Here is a 17,740-nt window from a genome sequence, read left to right on the forward strand (position 1 = left end):
AGCAGGAACTCTCTCCTGCTTTTTTTATGCCTATAAAATTAACTAGACTCAGCTTCCGCCTGTTTCGCGTAACGATCAACCACCACACTAATCATCATGTCACCTTGCACATTGACCACTGTACGTACGGTGTCTAAGACACGGTCAATCGGCAATAAAATCGCAATTGCCTCCGCAGGTAAACCAACTGACTGTAACACCATAATCATGGTGACCATCCCTGCACTTGGAATCCCCGGCGCACCTAAGGATGCGATCATGGCAGTCAAACAAACAATCAACTGTTGGGTCAGGCTCAAATCCAGACCCATCAAATTGGCAATAAATAAAGCCGCCGCTGCTTCATAAAGTGCCGTACCATCCATATTCAGTTGTGTACCCAATGGGATCACAAAGCCAGCCGTTTGCGGACGCACACCCAAATTTTCCTGCGCACACTTCATACTCAGCGGCATGGTGGCAGAACTGGAACTGGTGGCAAAAGCTGTGACTAAGGCTGTTCGGGCGCCTCTAAAAAAGGTAATTGGATTCATCCGCCCAAAAATCCACAGCAAAGCAGGTAACACCACCGCCCCATGGAAAATGGTCGTACCGGTTACTACCGCAGCAAACTCAACCAAACGACTGAGTACCGACAAATCTTCGGTGGCAATTAACTTCGCCAAGAGTGCAAAAATTCCGATCGGTGCCAGTTTCATGACCCAACCGACCAACATCATCATGATGTCAAAGAATTGCTGGCTGATGTTACGGACGAGACTAAAACGTTCGCCACCTTTGACCAAGGCCACACCTAGAAATAAGGCAAACACCACCACAGCCAACACATTGCCTTCACTAAAGGCCTTAAATGGATTGATTAAGGTATTTTGAATAAAGGTGGTGACAAAACTTGATGGGGTTAAGGTATCTGGGGTTTGATGGCTATCCATTGCGGCTTGGAATAATTGAATATCCACCCCTTTACCGACCTCAAACAGATGTGCACAGCTGATTCCCAGAATTAAAGCCAAGGTGGTAGTGGTCAAACAGCTTAAAGCGGTAATTTTCCAGACTCGACCAAATTGACCGCCCGCTTGCAAATTGGAAACCCCAACCACAATCGAACTAAAAATCAGTGGAATCAGCAACATTTTCAACAAACCAATGAAAATGCTACTTAAAATGCCCAGTCCATAAAGGCTGTGTTCAACAAATACCGTCTGCGGATAGGCCAGCAACAGAAAACCAAAGGCCACACCAAGCACAGCTGCAATTAAAATTTGTGTATTTAGATTCATTGTGAATGGATAAAACATTTTAACTTAGCCGTACTATGGCATGCTCATGTTGAAGAATCGAGCAATTTTTTGTCACATGCTTATGATAAAAAAAGCCATCAGAATGATGGCTTTAGTGTTGATTCATTTTTCACTGCGTTTCGATTTCTCTGAGCCGAATCAAACCTTCTTGCACAGTGCTACACACCAGCTGTCCATTTTGCCACATTCGCCCAAAATTCAAGCCACGTGAGCTGGCACTAATGGTCGCTTCCATATCATAAAGCATCCATTCATCTGCACGCAGCGGACGATGGAAGTAAATGGTGTGGTCGATACTGGCACACTGTAAATTTGGAGAAATCCAAGACAGTCCATGTGGACGTAATGCTGTGGTCATTAAGGTAAAATCTGAGTAAAACGCCACAATCGCCTGATGCAGCGAGATTTCATCTAAATCCACTGGAATCGCATCATGGGTCCGAATGTAATGTGCATAGAACGGCGCTTCTGGCTGCGGTTGAAACGGATTAATCAACTGAGTCGGTCTAATTTCTACATGACGCTCACGCATAAAACTGGCACGTACATTCTCTGGGACAAAATTAATCAGGCTTTCTTTCAGTTCGTTCTCAGACTTTAAGGTCTCTGGTTCAGGATACTCTGGCTCTTTATGTTGATAATTCAAGCCTTCTTCTGGATTGGCAAAAGAGACCATCGCAGAAAAAATGGTACGACCATGCTGAATCGCCCGAACTTGACGACTGGCAAAGCTTTTACCATCTCTGAGCGGATCAACTTCATAAATGATCGGTGCATTGACATCGCCCCCATACAAGAAATAGGCATGTAAAGAATGTGCAGGACGATCCGTGGTATATGACGCGGCTCTTAATGCTTGTCCAAGCACCTGCCCACCGAACACTCGCTTGCCTACCAAATTGCGGCTATTGCCTCGGAAAATATGTTCTTCCAACTTTTCCAGAGTCAACAGTTCTACCAATTCTTGAGTTAACGCATTCATGTAATAGCCTTCCAACATCAATGAGGAGAGATCAACCAATCCATTCAGGGTTGATAATTTTGATTGTGCCACAAATTCAAATGACAATGGTCAGGATAAAATGATTCATCCGTCACGTTAATTGTATTTATAACCGCTAAAAATACGATTTTTAACGATAAAATCTACCAAATACGCTATATTTTGTCAGAAAATAACATACCGTTTCATGTAAGAATATCGCAGAATGTCGGGTTCAGCATGACTCGATGTCAGGATTATTATTTAGGAGTTTGTAATGTCCAAGACTGGATTTGGTCAAATGTATCGCCAACTTTCGAGTAAGTTACTTGACCTTGTGGTAACCCCACATGTTCTTGGTGAAGTTCCTACAGAATCCACCACAGCAGAGCCAAACCCAACAGAATCAAATAAGCTGGTTTGCTATGTATTACAAAATTATTCGCGTAGTAATGCATTGGTGGTGGATGGTGAAACCCGCCGTCTAAACTTAAAGCCCGCCTTAGACCCACTGATTTTTGGGGCTTATCAAGAAAAAAATTCAGTCCTGTTCTTACATCATAACGAAAATAATTTTTTCAATACCCAAACCTTCCCACCTCGCCTGTTACAGCTGGTCGAGGCACTTGAGCAACACCCAGAGGTTGATATTCAACTGGTTCCAGTGACGGTACTTTGGGGTCGTTCACCAGATAAAGAAGATTCTTGGTTCAAATTATTATTTTCAGATACATGGGCAACACCCGGTACCGTTAAACAACTCATGAATATTGGCTTACATGGTCGCCAATCGTATTTAGAGTTTCATGAGCCTCAATCATTACGTGAATTGGTAGATTATGCCAAGAGCAATCACCCCAATGTTTCACCAGCAACCTATATTGCAAGTTCATTAGACACCTATTTGGATCAGCAACGTGAAGTGGTGCTTGGCCCTGACTTATCAGACCGTCGCAATGTGATGCAATCGGTGGTGAAGTCTCCTGAGGTACAAGATGCCATTCGCCGCGAAAGCATTCAGCATAAAATCAGTATGCTCGAAGCTGAACGCCGTGCCATTGGCTATGTCAATGAAATCGTATCGGACTATTCAGCATCTGCGGTACGTTTTGCCGATATGGCCTTAACTCGTTTATGGACACAACTCTATGACGGCGTTGAAGTGCATAACTTCAGCACCGTACGCGAACTGGCCAAAGACTACGAAATCGTTTACACCCCATGTCACCGTAGCCATATCGACTATTTACTATTGTCTTATGTCATTTATAAACGCGGTTTGATGATTCCATATATTGCTGCAGGAGATAACTTAAACTTACCATTCGTAGGTCAGTTATTACGTGGTGGTGGTGCCTTCTTTATCCGCCGCTCTTTCCGTGGCAATGCCCTTTATACTTCGGTATTTAAAGAATATCTGTACAGCATTTTATCGCGCAACACCCCAATCGAATACTTTATTGAAGGTGGTCGTTCTCGTACTGGTCGTTTGCTTCCGCCAAAAACAGGTATGCTGGCGATGACCATTCAAGGGCATTTACGTGGTCCAGCCAAACCGATCGTGTTTGTTCCTACCTACATTGGTTATGAGCGCCTGATGGAAGGTTCGACCTATGTCGGTGAAATGCAAGGTAAACCGAAAGAAGCGGAATCGATTTTTGGTATCGTGAAAACCTTGCGTAAAATTGAACGTATCTTCGGAAAAGTACATGTCAACTTCGGTGAACCAGTCTTCTTAAATGACATTTTGAAGCAACAAGGCGCTGAAAATATTCAAGCTGATACTGCAAGTACCACAGAAATTTCCAATGTTGTGGCAAGCTCAGCCAATCTCATTTTAGAAAATATCAACCGTGCTGTGGTGATTAACCCAGTTTCACTGCTTTCTTTAATTTTATTGGCAACCCCAAAACACACCTTAGATGAAGAAATTTGTGCCAAGCAACTCGATATCTACCGTGATTTAGCCACACAGCAACCTTATGATGAACGCACTCAAGTGACCTCATTATCAGGTAAAGAAATTATTGCTTATGGTCTAAAACTCAAGCTGATCAAACGTGTACAGCATGTTTTAGGCGATATTATTGCGATTGAAGATAATCAAGCGGTATTGCTGACCTACTTCCGCAACAATATTTTGCATGCCTTTGTCTTGCCATCCTTGGTGGCCTCACTGGTTGAGCACAATGGTAAAATTCACAAGAATGATTTAAGTAATGTGATTCGTACCTTATATCCGTTCTTAAAAGCTGAATTATTCATGAAATGGGAAGCTGCTGACTTACAAAAGCAAATTGATAGCTATATCAATGCTTTGGTTCAGATCGGTATTATCTTCCAAGATCATGAAGACAACCTATTTAGCCCAACACCAAACAGTGAAGAACATCAAAAACTTGTGACCTTGGCGATGCCAGTGAAACAGAGTTTAGAGCGTTACTACATGACCCTTGCACTGATTACTCAACGTGGTTCAGGCAATATTTCAACCAAGCAAGTTGAAGAGTTGAGTCATTTATTGGGTCAACGTCTATCGGTGTTATATGAGTTCAACTCACCAGAGTTCTTCGATAAAGCCTTATTCCAAAGCTTTATTAAAGTCCTTACTCAACAGAATTATATTCGTAACAATGAGCAAGGCCTCATTGAATACGATGATAATTTCAGTGAGATGGCCGCTGGTGCTCAACTGGTGTTAGATGAAACCACCTTACAAATGTTGCAGCACATCACCACCTTCAGCGATGAAGAGCTGGCTGAAGCATTAGAAGCCATGGCTTCACAACAGGCCAAACGTCGCTTAAAACGCAAAAAATCTTAACCTCCAAATTTTCAAGCCAAAAAGCAAACCTCGGTTTGCTTTTTTTATCTGCGGAATAAAGCAAATAAAGCCATTACTGACTATTCATGAAAGAATATGGCTAGTGCCTGAACATATTGCTGTATGGCCTGTTGCCCAATTCCTGTCATTGGTGCGTAGCCATCAAAACCATGAAAGCACCCAGGATACAAATGAAACTCAGTAGGAACACCTGCTTTTGCCAGTGCGGCTACATAATCCATTGTTTCATCTCTAAATGGATCTTGATCACCAACACAAGTATACGTTGGAGGCAAACAACTATAATCTTTGGCTCTTGCAGGTGCAGCATAAGATGAAACATTTGGCACTGGCAGACCTCCCAGATACATAGCCCATGCACTTCGATTCGATTGCTCATTCCAGACTCGACTATCTTGAATTTCAGTACTGGATCGGGTCTGATGACGATCATCAATCATCGGATACAGTGGCATCTGAAATGCGATCTTTGGCCCTCCACGATCTCGGGCCAGTAAACTAAGCGCAGCAGTTAAGCCACCCCCCGCACTTGCACCAACCACCGCAATTTTTTCAGCATCAATACCAAGTGCAGTTGCATTTTCAGAGAGCCAACACAAACTATCATAACAGTCTTCAAGTGCTGCAGGATAAGGATGTTCAGGCGCAAGCCGGTAATCGACAGCAATGACCTGGCAACCTGCTTCCAGCACAAAGCGCTCACAAAGACCTGCATCCATTTCTGCAGTTCCCATCACGTAACCACCACCATGAATCCACAATACCGCGGGACTCGACTGCTGAACTGTTTTCGAACGGTAGATTAAAACTCGAATCTCTCGTCCACGATGTTGTGACGGAATCCACTGCTCTAGACATTCAACTTGTGGATGAGCTTGAAAGTCACCAATCAAATGATCTTTCAGGAACTGACGAATAGCCGGCATTTGTTCTGTACTAATCATTAGCTCAGGGAGTTGTTCCAATATAGGCTTTAATTCCTTATGAACATATCTCATGTAGTTCAATCCTTTGTCCAATACTATGAATTAGCTTGCCAAACCGCCATCTACTGGAAGTAGGACACCATTGATATAAGAGGCATTTTCTGATAATAGATACACGACACTATTGGCAATTTCCTCAGCCAAAGCAAGTCGGCGTAAGGGACCCATACGGGACATATCCCCCTCATTGACCATACCACTAATCATGTTGGTATCTACACCACCAGGGCATACTGCATTAACACGTATGCCGTAAGGGCCATATTCATGTGCAGCCGATACTGTCAATCCTGACAATGCATGCTTACTTGCAGCATAGATCGCTAAATAGGACTCAGCCCGTATTCCAGCATGGGATGAAGTATTGACAATCGTACCTGATTTTTGTTTCATCATCTGCTTCAACACAGCCTGCATCCCCCAATATGCACCTTTTAAATTCACATTGAGAACACGCTCTACCTCAATCTGTTCAGTTTCATGTAACAACGAAGGCTTCTGCAATACACCTGCATTGTTATGAAAAAAATCAATACGTGGAAAAAGCTCATTTGCGTGATCGACATACGCCTGTACTTCAGCATAATTCGCAACATTGGCCTGTTTACAGTAAGCAGACCCTTGTTGATCTTCGATCAATTGCTGGGTTTCAAGAATGGCATCACGGTTATAATCTACTAGTAAAACCTGTGCCCCCTGCTTGCATAACTGCACAGCTGTTGCCCGTCCAATTCCACTACCTGCACCTGTTACAATGCCAAATTTATCTTTAAAGTCCATGATTAAGCACTCCGAACAACGCTGTTACTGTTTTTTTGTTTGAATTGAAATCCTCGATATTGATCAGCGGCAATCTCATTACAAAGCTGGCGATAAGGTCCAATACCTGGTAAATAAATTAAAAAGCGACGAGGCTTCCCAGTAATATTTGCACCGGTATACCAAGACTCGGCTTTCGTAAATAACGTGTATTCAGCGATTTCCTGACAACGCGTACTCCACTGCTCTTCAGCTGCTACACTTGCCTCGATCTGGTCATATCCACAATTTTGCATATAATTCAGACAATCTATAATCCATTCGACATGCTGTTCAATACACAATGGCATGTTGCTGAGTACAGAAGGGCTTTCTGGTCCAGTGATCATAAAGAAATTCGGAAAACCTGCGGTAGTGAGTCCGAGATAAGTTCGAGTTGCCGCTCCATTTTCCCATTTATCCTGCAGTGAAATACCATCAACACCACGAATATCCATTTTAAATAGAGGGCCGGTCATACCATCGTATCCTGTGGCATATACCAAAATATCCAATTCAAAATATTCCTCAATGGTTTGCAAGCCATGTGCATCAACTGCAACAATTGGATTTTCCTTAATATTTACCAATTTTACATGAGGCTGATTAAAGGTTTCATAAAACTGTGTTCCAAGAATTGGGCGTTTAGTTCCATAATAATATTGCGGTTGTAATTGCTTGGCTGTTTCATCATCCTCAATACTGTCTGCGATTTTATCCCTAAAAAACGCTGCTATTGCTGCATTAGACTGTTCATTGGTTAACAAATCGTTATAAGAAGTTGCAAGATAAAAACCACCTTTATCCCAAGCATTTTCAAATACTTGTAAACGATGTTCGTCACTGTCCTCCATTGCGGATTTGTTTGGAGGATCTTGTGGCATCCCAAACATGGTTTGATGCATTTGTGTTTTCAACGCCTGAAAACTATTTTTTATCTGTTGGCGTTCTTGATCCGAATATGGACGGTTATTGGCAGGCGCAACATATTGAGGAGTTCGTTGGAAAACCACTAAGTGTTCTGCTTCCTTGGCAATTTCTGGAATGCTTTGCACCCCACTTGACCCAGTCCCAATAACACCAACTCGCTTTCCTTTAAAATCAACCTTCGCATGCGGCCAATGCCCAGTATGGTAAGCTTGCCCCTGAAATAGATGTTGTCCTTGAATTTCAGGCATATTTGATGCAGACAAACATCCTACACCCGAAATGAAATACTTCGCCGAGAACTGCTGCCCGTCCTGCGTTGTAATGTCCCAGCGCTGGTTTAGTTCATTAAAATGTGCAGAGCTGATGGTTTGATTAAACTGAATATCTTTTTTAAGATCAAACTTATCTGCTACATAATTGAGATAAGCTAGAATTTCAGGTTGTGCTGGATAACGTGAAGACCAACTCCATTCCTGAAACAGGGCTTCAGAAAAAGTATAGTTATAAGAAAAACTTTCTGTATCACATTTCGCGCCAGGATATCGGTTCCAATACCACACCCCACCAACGCCATCACCTTTTTCAAAAGCCTTGACCTTAAACCCAGCTTCTCGCAGCTTTAATAACATATAGAGCCCAGAGAATCCCGCTCCAACGACCACTGCATCCAGAAATATATTGCTTGTGCCTGAGGCTACTTCTATTATCATATCCAAATACTCCTTTTGAATTTTGATGAAAAATTCATCATAGGAGCTTGAATCGGATACGGACATTCCCGATTTCTATACTAACAATTCCCTAAAAAGGAGGATAAGCATTGATCCCACCTTCCAGAATAATTAAACAGGTGCAACAAATACAATTGGCAAAAAGCCATGAAGAACAGCTCTTTATGATTTTAAAGACTTATATGTCACTTTTCCCGATGGTGAATGCCACACTGTCCAGATATTCTGCACTCGGCTTTTTAGGTGAGGGTATTATTGCAATGGAGGGCGAACAGCTCGAGTACATCAGTGAAATACGAGATGACATTCGCTCTATTCCTATTATTTATCAAGCGATACAGGAGCGTAAGGCATCTTTTTGCCGAGGAATTGATTTTCTAAAAATGGTGAGTAGTCGCTATCAAATTGCAAATCATGTCCAAGCGATTACGGTGACTCCCATCTGCAATGGCTCAGCAGTGTTGGGATTTATTTGCAGCACCAAATTTAGTGCTGGGGCTCAACTTAACCCAATACTCCTCAATGCTTTGACCCAGTTTGGGCACCTAGTAGGTCAATACATGGCGGGTGGAACTGCCCTACAATTAAAAAATCGTCTGAGTAAAAGAGAACTCGAAGTTATGAAAAGAGTTTCATTGGGCGAAAGAAGCAAGGAAATCGCCGATGCTCTAGAGATTAGCGAATTAACCATTAACCAGTATATCCAATCATCAGTCAAGAAGTTACTTGCGCATAACCGTACCCATGCTGTCAGCATTCTACTACGCGAAGGTGTCTTGACTTAATCCCAAAGCATTCACTCATAAGTTGAATATCAAGAGGCAACTTCGGTTGCCTTTTTTAATACGCTAACGACACTCTAAATACTTCGGATCATCCAAACATCGCAGTCGTTTAATGAGCGATACAAAATACGCATCATAATAACCAGAGTCGACATAACGGTTTCGAATCTTCACTACCATCGCATCATAGCCCTGTTTCTCATAACCTGAGATATCCGCCCAGTAATAAGCTGGTAAATGGTTTTCCCATTGAATGGCTTGTGCAGCAAGCACATTGCTGTTGCGTACAAACCAAGAGCGTATTTGATGACCGAAGCCCGCGGGGTAACCTTGTGGCCGAATCACGATATTCATCGCAAAATATGCCATAGGGAAGTTGACGACCTGTGTGTCTGCACCAAATTCCTTTTTCAAGTTATACGGTAATATTCCATAAGCAGGTGCAGCCAAAATATCAATTTTTTTCTGCTTAAAAGATTCCACCGCATTGGAAAAATCAACATAGACTGGTTTTGCACCGACACTTTGTACCAATGCCTGCTGTGGCGGATTATTTTCTAAAATTCCAATGCTTTTATTCTTTAACTGAGACACTTTATTAATCTGTTGGGTATTCATGATCATATAGGCTGTCCCAATCGGGATCATGCCCAACACTTCATAATCTCCACTCAGCATACGTTTTTCGACATTTGAATTATTCAGTAGTTGTAAAAATGTCCGAGCCACACGATTATTCGGAATCAGTCCAATCCCCCCACTTGTGCCCATAAAACGGTTATAGCGATAGGTATTAAAATTGGATGCCACCAAGCCTGAACATTTACGCTGATCAAATGCCTGTATGGCCTTCTTTTCATTTTTAAAGGTTTGAAAGCTTAACTGAACTTGATTTTGTTGTGCGTACAGACGAATGTCCTGTAAACGACGACTGATATCACCCTGTGTACTTAAAGGATCAAACACGCACCAAGACTGTTCCACAGCCCAACTTGCGGTTGTCATCAATCCGAATAAGATCATGCAAATTATTTTTCTCATGTATCACCCTTTACACCTCACAGCAAACCTCGTGCTCAATTTAGGCGGTTCCTTTCAGGAATCTATTGGTATTTATAATTCAAAATACATACCAACTCTTTAAACTTTCTTTACAGTCTAATCGAATTATTTTTCATTACTATGTGCCAATAAAGCAGCAGCATAGTCATTAAAGCAAATCAAATGGTCAAATCGAAACCCCGTATCCGATAATCGGGTGGCATAGATCCGCTTGCCTGTCTGTTGTTGTGTCAATAGTTTCAAGCTGGGGAGCTGTAGCTGTTGTTGAAACCAGAGAACAATTTCGTGCATAGGTAAAGGTATATTATTACTAACAATATAGCTTGATTCAACTTTAGCTAAATTAATCAATCCGGCTAAAAATTTTGCTAAATCATCAATATGAATACGGTTACTAAAATGCACTGCAGGATAAGTCGATGTTTGCTCAGCCAGCTTTTTTAGCCGAGCGATTGAAGTTCCATAGATTCCTGTAGGACGCACAATAATACTTTGTTGCGGATAATGCGCTTGCCAAAGTAATTCCATCTCCCGAAGAATGCTCCCTTGCTCATCAGCAGGCTGTATCAGCGATTCATCATCAATTCGCTCTCCTGCATTTTCGCCATACACCCGAGTCGAGGACACGATCACGATTCGTTGCACAGCATGTCCTTTAAGTGCTGCAACAATCGGTGCCACACTGTCGACATAAGTTTGTTGATAAGCATCAATCCCACTTTCTGAGGGCGCCAAAATCACATAGACCACATCAATCGGGGCTAAGCCTGTCAAATTTAGGTGTTGCACATCCTGAATATAATGGGTCGCGTAACAATCTGTTTTTTCACTACGACTTATTGTGCTAATGTGGTGACCTTGCTCAAATAAGTGTTTAGCGACACGCTGAGATGTTTTACCATAACCAATAAATAAAATATGCATACACACCTTTGAGCAGAGATGACATCAGTTCAGCAATTACAAGGCGTTGGTGCTGCCGCAGCGACCCTTTTAGAAAAGCTTCATATTTTTAGCACGGATGATTTGTTATTCCATCTTCCTCGTGACTATGAAGATCGTAGCACTATTATTCCAATGAATCAGCTGATCGTTGGACGAAGTTACTTGCTTGAAGGTGAAGTCCGTTCTGTCGATTTCCCTCCGGGGAAAAAGAAATCGCTCGCTGCCCTATTACAAGATGATTTTGGTAAGGTAACTTTACGCTTTTATCATATTTATAAAGGCCTGACTGATCGCATCCAAATGGGGCAACGATTACGAATTTTTGGTGAAGTTCGCGTTGGTGCACGGGGTTTAGAGTTATATCATCCTGAAATTCAGGTCATTCAACAGCATACTGCATTACCCAAGACCCAACTCACTGCGATTTATCCCAGCACCGAAGGCTTAACCCAGCCCAAGCTGCGTGAATATGTACGCCAAGCACTTAAGCATCATAGTGATGACTTACCTGAATTATTGCCCAGCAAATACAGCAATGGCTATGAACTGAAACAAGCACTGCATTACATTCACGAGCCACCGATTGATGCCAATATGCTGCAACTCAATCAAGGTTCGCATCCTGCACAACAACGCCTGATTTTTGAAGAACTGGTTGCCCATCAAATCAGTCTACTCACCCGTCGTGCTTATATTCGGCAAATTTCTGCACCACGCTTTAGTAGCAGCAAAGTGCTGGCGAAGAAGCTATTGGAAGGCTTGCCCTTCCAAATGACCAATGCACAAAAGCGGGTGTCCAAAGAAATTTTACAAGATCTGAAGCAAGATCAGCCGATGTTACGTCTGGTACAGGGTGATGTCGGTGCAGGCAAAACCTTGGTAGCAGCAGTAGCAGCCTGTCATGCGCTGGAAGCCGATTGGCAAGTGGCGCTTATGGCACCGACTGAGATTTTAGCTGAACAGCATTATTTAAACTTTAAACGCTGGTTTGAGCCTTTGGGTATTCAAGTCGCATGGCTGTCAGGCAAACAAAAAGGCAAAGCCCGAACCCAAGCTGAACAACAGATTAAAGAAGGTCATGCCCAACTGATCGTGGGCACGCATGCCCTATTTCAAGATACAGTCGGTTTCTCCAAGCTGGGTTTGGTGATTATTGACGAGCAGCATCGCTTCGGTGTTGATCAACGCCTCGCTTTAAGAAATAAAGGTGCCGATCAATTTACCCCGCATCAACTGGTCATGACTGCAACACCGATTCCTCGTACTTTAGCCATGAGTGCTTATGGGGATTTAGATACCTCGATTATTGACGAACTTCCGCCTGGACGTACCCCGATTCAAACCGTAACCATTCCCCTAGAACGGCGTGAGCAGGTGCTGCAACGTATCGCAAGCAATTGTCGTGAAGGCAAACAGGCCTATTGGGTTTGTACCTTGGTTGAACAATCTGAAACGTTGGATGCGCAAGCGGCAGAAGCCACTTATCAAGAAATTAAAGAGCGTTTTCCAGACATCAACATTGGTCTGGTACATGGCAAGATGAAGGCCGATGAAAAGCAAAGTGTCATGCAAGCCTTTAAAGACAATCAGTCTCAGCTGTTAATTGCCACTACAGTCATTGAAGTCGGGGTCGATGTCCCGAATGCGTCGATCATGGTGATTGAAAATGCCGAGCGCTTGGGCCTTTCCCAATTACATCAATTACGTGGTCGAGTAGGCCGTGGGGCAACCGCCAGTTTCTGTGCCCTACTGTATAAAACCCCTTTGTCTCAAAATGGTCAGGAACGTCTTTCGATTTTACGTGAGAGCAATGATGGCTTTGTGATCGCAGAAAAGGATTTGGAAATTCGAGGTCCGGGAGAATTACTCGGCACCAAACAAACTGGAGATATGGGCTTTCGTGTGGCACGTTTAGAACGGGATGACCATCTGCTTACCCAAGCGCATTATGTGGCAGAGCAAATTCTGAAAGATTATCCCCAGCATGCAGATGGTCTACTCAAGCGCTGGCTGCCTGAAGCACCACGATATGCCTATGTTTAAACGACTTGGCACATCAGCACAGCAATTATTTGATTATTTAACACCGTGTAGTCTCTGCGACATTGGGATGAAACGTCAGTTTGGTGTATGCCACAGTTGCTGGCAACAACTGCCTTGGCTAAAGCAAAGCATTGAGCGTAACCAACAACAGGTCTTGGTCGCCTGTGATTATGCCTATCCGATTGATCGGATCATTCAACAGTTTAAATATGAGCAAAAACTGCATCATCAAAGAATATTAGATGGTCTGCTATTACAACTCAAACTTCCGAAAGTACATGCGATTGTACCCATGCCAATTTCGGCCGATCGTCTAGCAGAACGCGGCTTTAATCAGGCTCTTCTACTCGCCAAGGCATTGAGCAAAAGCTTAAATATCCCCGTTTGGCAACCCGTACAACGCTTGGCTCAGCACTCACAAAAAGGACTATCCCGTTTAGAACGTCTTGAAGATATTGAGCAACAGTTTGTGGCAGCACCACCTAACTCAATCCGTTATCGCAACGTCCTCATTGTCGATGATGTGCTCACCACAGGCAGCTCAATCAGTGCCTTATCCCAAGTCCTAAACCAACTCGGCTGCCAACAGATCTATAGTGCCTGCGTAGCAGCCGCACAAGTAAAACCGCCTAACTCAGTTGATTTTGCTGACACCACGGAATCACAATGTCTTTCGTTAAGGGTGCCAATAAAGTAGATTGGTCATTCAACTCAATCCATTTCATTTCTGCAATTTCTGCGGCAATTTTTGGTGCTTGCTTTAATTCAACCGCATAGACATAACTCACCAACACATGATCAGGTTCATTGGCGGCAGCCGTTTCAAAACGACCAATGAATTGTTTCAATTCACATTCACAGCCAATTTCCTCCAAAATCTCACGTTGTATCGTGATTTCAGGTGGCTCATCCGTTTCCAATTTGCCGCCCACTTGCATAAATGCTTGAGTATTTTGTTTGCGTACTAATAACAATTGATTGTGTTCATTTAAAATGACAGCCGCCGCCACGGTGATGATGTTCACAAATCCATCCTTAAGCTTGTATTTCAGTTGTTGATGTCCACTTGGGTGTCGCAGGTTGGTAGGCCGAAAATGCAGCCAAAACATCCTCAATCTGCTCTGCCACAATCAATTTATTAACAAAACGTTCCTGACTAAAACCACGTTCAACAGAGCCTTGAATCATCCGAATCAAGTCCTCATAGAAGCCATCCACATTTAAGAATGCACATGGTTTCTGATGAATCCCCAATTGGCTCCATGTCCATTGTTCAAAGATTTCTTCCAGTGTGCCCGCCCCACCCGGTAAAGCCACAAAGGCATCGGATAGCTCAGCCATTTTGGTCTTACGCTCATGCATATTCTTGACGATATGCAATTCCGTGAGACCTGTATGTGCCAACTCTCGATCGACCAAAGCCTCTGGAATTACGCCGATGACTCGTCCGCCCGCCTGTAATGCACTATTAGCGACCACACCCATTAAACCTGAACGACCACCGCCATAGACCAAGGTTTGTCCCTGTGCCGCAATTGCCTGACCTGTCGCCTCAGCCATTTGCTGATAAATAGGATCATTACCAAGAGAAGAACCACAGAAAACACATATAGAATTCATACAATTAAAACCGTTTTATATAACTGTCATGCTGATAAAGTAGGCTATGTAACAAGATTTTTGAGAAAATAACGTTTAGGCAAGTGTTTTTCGTTTCATCCTTGTCTAAAATACACCCTGCTTTTCGGTAATGGCCGAAAACATTACACCGACTGCGCGAGGAAAAAAGACATGCTTGAAGCCTTTTATGCCACAGAGCGCGGTAGTCTAGAAGATGCAACCATCAACGGAGGTTTCGATCTCCACCCCGAACTGGTCTGGATTGATCTCATCGCCCCTTCCCAAGAAGAACAACAATGGGTTCTAGATGCGTATGACCGAAACTTACCGACCTTAAAGTCGCTTGAAGATATTTCCTCATCGGCACGATTTTACCGTGATGATGATGGAATTTTGCATATCAGCACCTATTTTTTAACAAAGAATAAAAACTTTCAAGTCGATGGTGATACTGACGACTCTTTACCCATGTTAGCCATGGTGCAAACGGTTGCATTTATTTTGCATAAAGATCGCTTATTTACCATGCGTGGCGAGAAGTTGGTTGCATTCCGTGCCTTCCGTGCGCGGGCTCGCCGCAATGACTATGACATGGACTATAAAGATCCAACATGGATCTTGCTCGGTTTACTTGAAGCGAAACTAGATGAGCTTGCGGATATCTTGGAAGATATCCACAAGGACTTGGAACGATATTCCACAGAAGTTCTGAATAACCATCATCGTGAGAAAATTTTAGACCTTGATGACATGATTACCCGCTTAGCCCAGCAAGAAGATATGTTGGGAAAGGCACAGCTGTGTTTAATTGATTTACGCCGTGTATTGACCTTTTTAGCACGGCCGCGTGCCTTAGGCAGTCATATTTATGATGCGGATATTCGTGAGTTAAGTGAGGATGTCCGTTCTCTGGTGGAACATGATGCCTTCTTATTCCAAAAAGTGCGATTCTTACTGGATACCACTTCAGGCTTCATTAACACCGAACAGAACGATACCATTCGTCGTTTCTCGATTTTACCGAGCATGCTGGCGCCACCGATGTTGATTGCCAGTATTTATGGGATGAACACTGATGTCCTACCCTTTGCGCATGGCAGTCTCAGTTTCTGGATTGTGATTGGTATTCTGATGGCCTTCTTGGTACTGCCAATGTTCTACTTCCGCTGGAAAAAATGGATCTAAACAGCAAAGGATTATTTCTATTTTTGAATATAATCCTTTCAATCTCAACAGCGTTTGCATGTGCGCCACACTCTCCCAAAGATGTGTTTATAGCACGTGTCCAATCTATACATAAGCAGTCTTCTGACACCCAAAATCAATTTGAATTTCAGCCTGTTCACTTTGTATTTCAGCATTTTCTCACCAAGTTATTTACACCTAAATCCACCCAATGGCACAGTGATTTCCATGATAAAACAATAAAAACCAATGATTTAGTGATTGGTCTTGCCTATTCCGCAGATTCTGCTGCCCCAAACAATTACCAGATCAGCACGATGGCATTATTAGGTTGTGAGAAAAACGTCATATCGATCGATCATCCAATTGCCCCCTTTACGGCATGGGATAGACAAGTTAAAAGCTGCAGTAATGCCCCATCTAGCATCAAATTATTGGATGGTTTTTTAGAATATGATCAAAATTATTATTTAGCAAAGTTATATCAAAAATATCCAAGTTGTGAGGCGCTATTTTCAGCTTTTCCCAAAAGTTAAGCATAAAAAAAGAGAGCTAAAAATAGCTCTCTTTTTCCACTTTGCCAGATCAATCAAATCAATTTCAAATCATCTTGTAAATGGCAAGCTTGGATGATTTTCAACATCTTCTCAGACACATTTTTAAAGTGCAGGCCTTTATTTTCAGGGGTTTGACGCAGCCATTGCACCAATACTGCCAAAGATAAAGTATTTCCTTGTTCAAGCTGAGCCAAATCAACAACCAAAGGAAAATTTTGATGTTGCTGAATATGCTTTAAACCAGCCTGATAGATCTGTTCTGCATTTTCAAAATTAATTGTTTTCGACACAATTAATTGCTGATCAATATATTGAATCACCCGTCACCTACTTATTTTTTGCTAACAGCAGCGTCTGCATCTGGTTTAAATGTTGCAATCGCTTTATTGATGTCACCACCATTACGCTGAACCGTTGCCGCAAACTGGTTACGGAATTGCAAACCAAGGTCAATACCAGACACATTGATATTACGTACTTTCCATTGATCGCCTTTGTCAGTTAACTGGAACGATACTGGAATTTTTTCGCCGTTGTGCAAGAAGTCTAAAGTCACCACAGGGTTCTTGCTGTTGGTCGATTTAAACGGACGCATGGTGTAGCTTTCATTGGTATATTTCGCGAAAGCACCACCATAGTTCTCAATAATAACCGCACGGAAGTTCTGTTCAAACTGAGCACGTTGAGCAGCTGTTGTGTATTGATTATTCGCATATGTCCCTAACACAATACGGGTAAACGCTTGTGAATCGACATATGGATCAAGGTTTTGACGAATAATCGTGCGAACCAAAGCTGGGTTATTCTGTAGTTTCGGTTTCTCTGCTTTTAAACGTGTAATCAAGCCATCAGCCACACGTTTAACAAAATCAGGCGGGGTCTCTGTAGGTGCTGCAAATGCCGCACTTGCAAGCATAGTAGATAATACGCTTGCCGTTAGAGTTTGTTTCAATAATGTATTCACTTCAAT

General features: G+C 42.7%; 17 protein-coding genes. 6 read left to right on the forward strand and 11 right to left on the reverse strand.

Annotated features, from left to right (window positions below; all coding sequences use genetic code 11):
* Positions 1-38: 38 nt before the first annotated feature.
* Positions 39-1,280: a dicarboxylate/amino acid:cation symporter gene (locus NDN13_RS12355; RefSeq protein ID WP_004804103.1), complete on the reverse strand. Its 1,242-nt coding sequence runs from the start codon at positions 1,278-1,280 to the stop codon at positions 39-41.
* Positions 1,281-1,410: 130 nt separating this feature from the next.
* On the reverse strand, positions 1,411-2,283 hold the full coding sequence (locus NDN13_RS12360) for an acyl-CoA thioesterase (protein WP_251118228.1): 873 nt from the start codon (positions 2,281-2,283) through the stop codon (positions 1,411-1,413).
* Positions 2,284-2,560: 277 nt separating this feature from the next.
* Between NDN13_RS12360 and plsB the strand changes: the two genes are divergently transcribed.
* Entirely contained in the window at positions 2,561-5,107 is a 2,547-nt protein-coding gene (gene plsB, locus NDN13_RS12365; RefSeq protein ID WP_251115655.1) for a glycerol-3-phosphate 1-O-acyltransferase PlsB, read from the forward strand.
* 80 nt (positions 5,108-5,187) lie between these two features.
* On the opposite strand, the gene NDN13_RS12370 is transcribed toward plsB, so the two are convergent.
* Genes NDN13_RS12370 through NDN13_RS12380 form a run of 3 tightly spaced genes read right to left on the reverse strand, consistent with a single transcriptional unit; the run spans position 5,188 to position 8,552 of the window.
* Positions 5,188-6,126 carry an alpha/beta hydrolase gene (locus NDN13_RS12370; RefSeq protein WP_251115656.1) on the reverse strand — a complete coding sequence of 313 codons (939 nt, stop codon included), beginning with the start codon at positions 6,124-6,126 and terminating at the stop codon, positions 5,188-5,190.
* A 30-nt stretch (positions 6,127-6,156) separates the two neighbouring features.
* A complete protein-coding gene (locus NDN13_RS12375; protein ID WP_251115657.1) occupies positions 6,157-6,894 on the reverse strand; it encodes an SDR family NAD(P)-dependent oxidoreductase in 738 nt (245 codons plus the stop codon).
* Positions 6,895-6,896: 2 nt separating this feature from the next.
* Positions 6,897-8,552 (reverse strand): flavin-containing monooxygenase, encoded by a 1,656-nt coding sequence (locus NDN13_RS12380; protein ID WP_251115658.1) that lies wholly within the window; start codon positions 8,550-8,552, stop codon positions 6,897-6,899.
* A 140-nt stretch (positions 8,553-8,692) separates the two neighbouring features.
* On the opposite strand from NDN13_RS12380, the gene NDN13_RS12385 reads away from it, so the two are divergent.
* Positions 8,693-9,358, forward strand: coding sequence for a response regulator transcription factor (locus NDN13_RS12385; protein ID WP_251115659.1), 666 nt, complete (start codon positions 8,693-8,695; stop codon positions 9,356-9,358).
* A gap of 63 nt (positions 9,359-9,421) precedes the next feature.
* On the opposite strand, the gene NDN13_RS12390 is transcribed toward NDN13_RS12385, so the two are convergent.
* The gene (locus NDN13_RS12390) at positions 9,422-10,399 is read right to left on the reverse strand and encodes a putative solute-binding protein (protein WP_251115660.1); all 978 of its coding nucleotides are present in this window, start codon (positions 10,397-10,399) and stop codon (positions 9,422-9,424) included.
* A gap of 126 nt (positions 10,400-10,525) precedes the next feature.
* The gene (locus NDN13_RS12395) at positions 10,526-11,344 is read right to left on the reverse strand and encodes a Rossmann-fold NAD(P)-binding domain-containing protein (RefSeq protein WP_251115661.1); all 819 of its coding nucleotides are present in this window, start codon (positions 11,342-11,344) and stop codon (positions 10,526-10,528) included.
* A gap of 18 nt (positions 11,345-11,362) precedes the next feature.
* On the opposite strand from NDN13_RS12395, the gene recG reads away from it, so the two are divergent.
* Together recG and NDN13_RS12405 are read left to right on the forward strand one after the other, a co-directional pair.
* Positions 11,363-13,408, forward strand: a complete 2,046-nt coding sequence (gene recG / locus NDN13_RS12400; RefSeq protein WP_251115662.1) for an ATP-dependent DNA helicase RecG — start codon at positions 11,363-11,365, stop codon at positions 13,406-13,408.
* The gene (locus NDN13_RS12405) at positions 13,401-14,105 is read left to right on the forward strand and encodes a ComF family protein (RefSeq protein ID WP_251115663.1); all 705 of its coding nucleotides are present in this window, start codon (positions 13,401-13,403) and stop codon (positions 14,103-14,105) included. Before recG ends, NDN13_RS12405 begins: the two co-directional genes overlap by 8 nt.
* Here NDN13_RS12405 and NDN13_RS12410 read toward each other — a convergent pair.
* Entirely contained in the window at positions 14,038-14,433 is a 396-nt protein-coding gene (locus NDN13_RS12410; RefSeq protein WP_070076023.1) for an NUDIX hydrolase, read from the reverse strand. The two genes, NDN13_RS12405 and NDN13_RS12410, sit on opposite strands and share 68 nt — an antisense overlap.
* A gap of 10 nt (positions 14,434-14,443) precedes the next feature.
* Entirely contained in the window at positions 14,444-15,028 is a 585-nt protein-coding gene (locus NDN13_RS12415; protein WP_251115664.1) for an LOG family protein, read from the reverse strand.
* Positions 15,029-15,199: 171 nt separating this feature from the next.
* On the opposite strand from NDN13_RS12415, the gene NDN13_RS12420 reads away from it, so the two are divergent.
* Both NDN13_RS12420 and NDN13_RS12425 read left to right on the forward strand, forming a co-directional pair.
* Complete coding sequence (locus tag NDN13_RS12420) at positions 15,200-16,213, forward strand: magnesium and cobalt transport protein CorA (protein ID WP_004657647.1); 1,014 nt, start codon at positions 15,200-15,202, stop codon at positions 16,211-16,213.
* Complete coding sequence (locus tag NDN13_RS12425) at positions 16,204-16,749, forward strand: hypothetical protein (protein ID WP_251115665.1); 546 nt, start codon at positions 16,204-16,206, stop codon at positions 16,747-16,749. Before NDN13_RS12420 ends, NDN13_RS12425 begins: the two co-directional genes overlap by 10 nt.
* Before the next feature lie 53 nt (positions 16,750-16,802).
* On the opposite strand, the gene NDN13_RS12430 is transcribed toward NDN13_RS12425, so the two are convergent.
* Positions 16,803-17,090: an STAS domain-containing protein gene (locus NDN13_RS12430; RefSeq protein ID WP_004657643.1), complete on the reverse strand. Its 288-nt coding sequence runs from the start codon at positions 17,088-17,090 to the stop codon at positions 16,803-16,805.
* Between the two features lie 11 nt (positions 17,091-17,101).
* Positions 17,102-17,734, reverse strand: a complete 633-nt coding sequence (locus NDN13_RS12435) for an MlaC/ttg2D family ABC transporter substrate-binding protein (protein ID WP_251115666.1) — start codon at positions 17,732-17,734, stop codon at positions 17,102-17,104.
* Between the last annotated feature and the right edge of the window lie 6 nt (positions 17,735-17,740).

This window comes from Acinetobacter sp. C32I, from assembly GCF_023702715.1.
Classification (GTDB): Bacteria; Pseudomonadota; Gammaproteobacteria; order Pseudomonadales; family Moraxellaceae; genus Acinetobacter.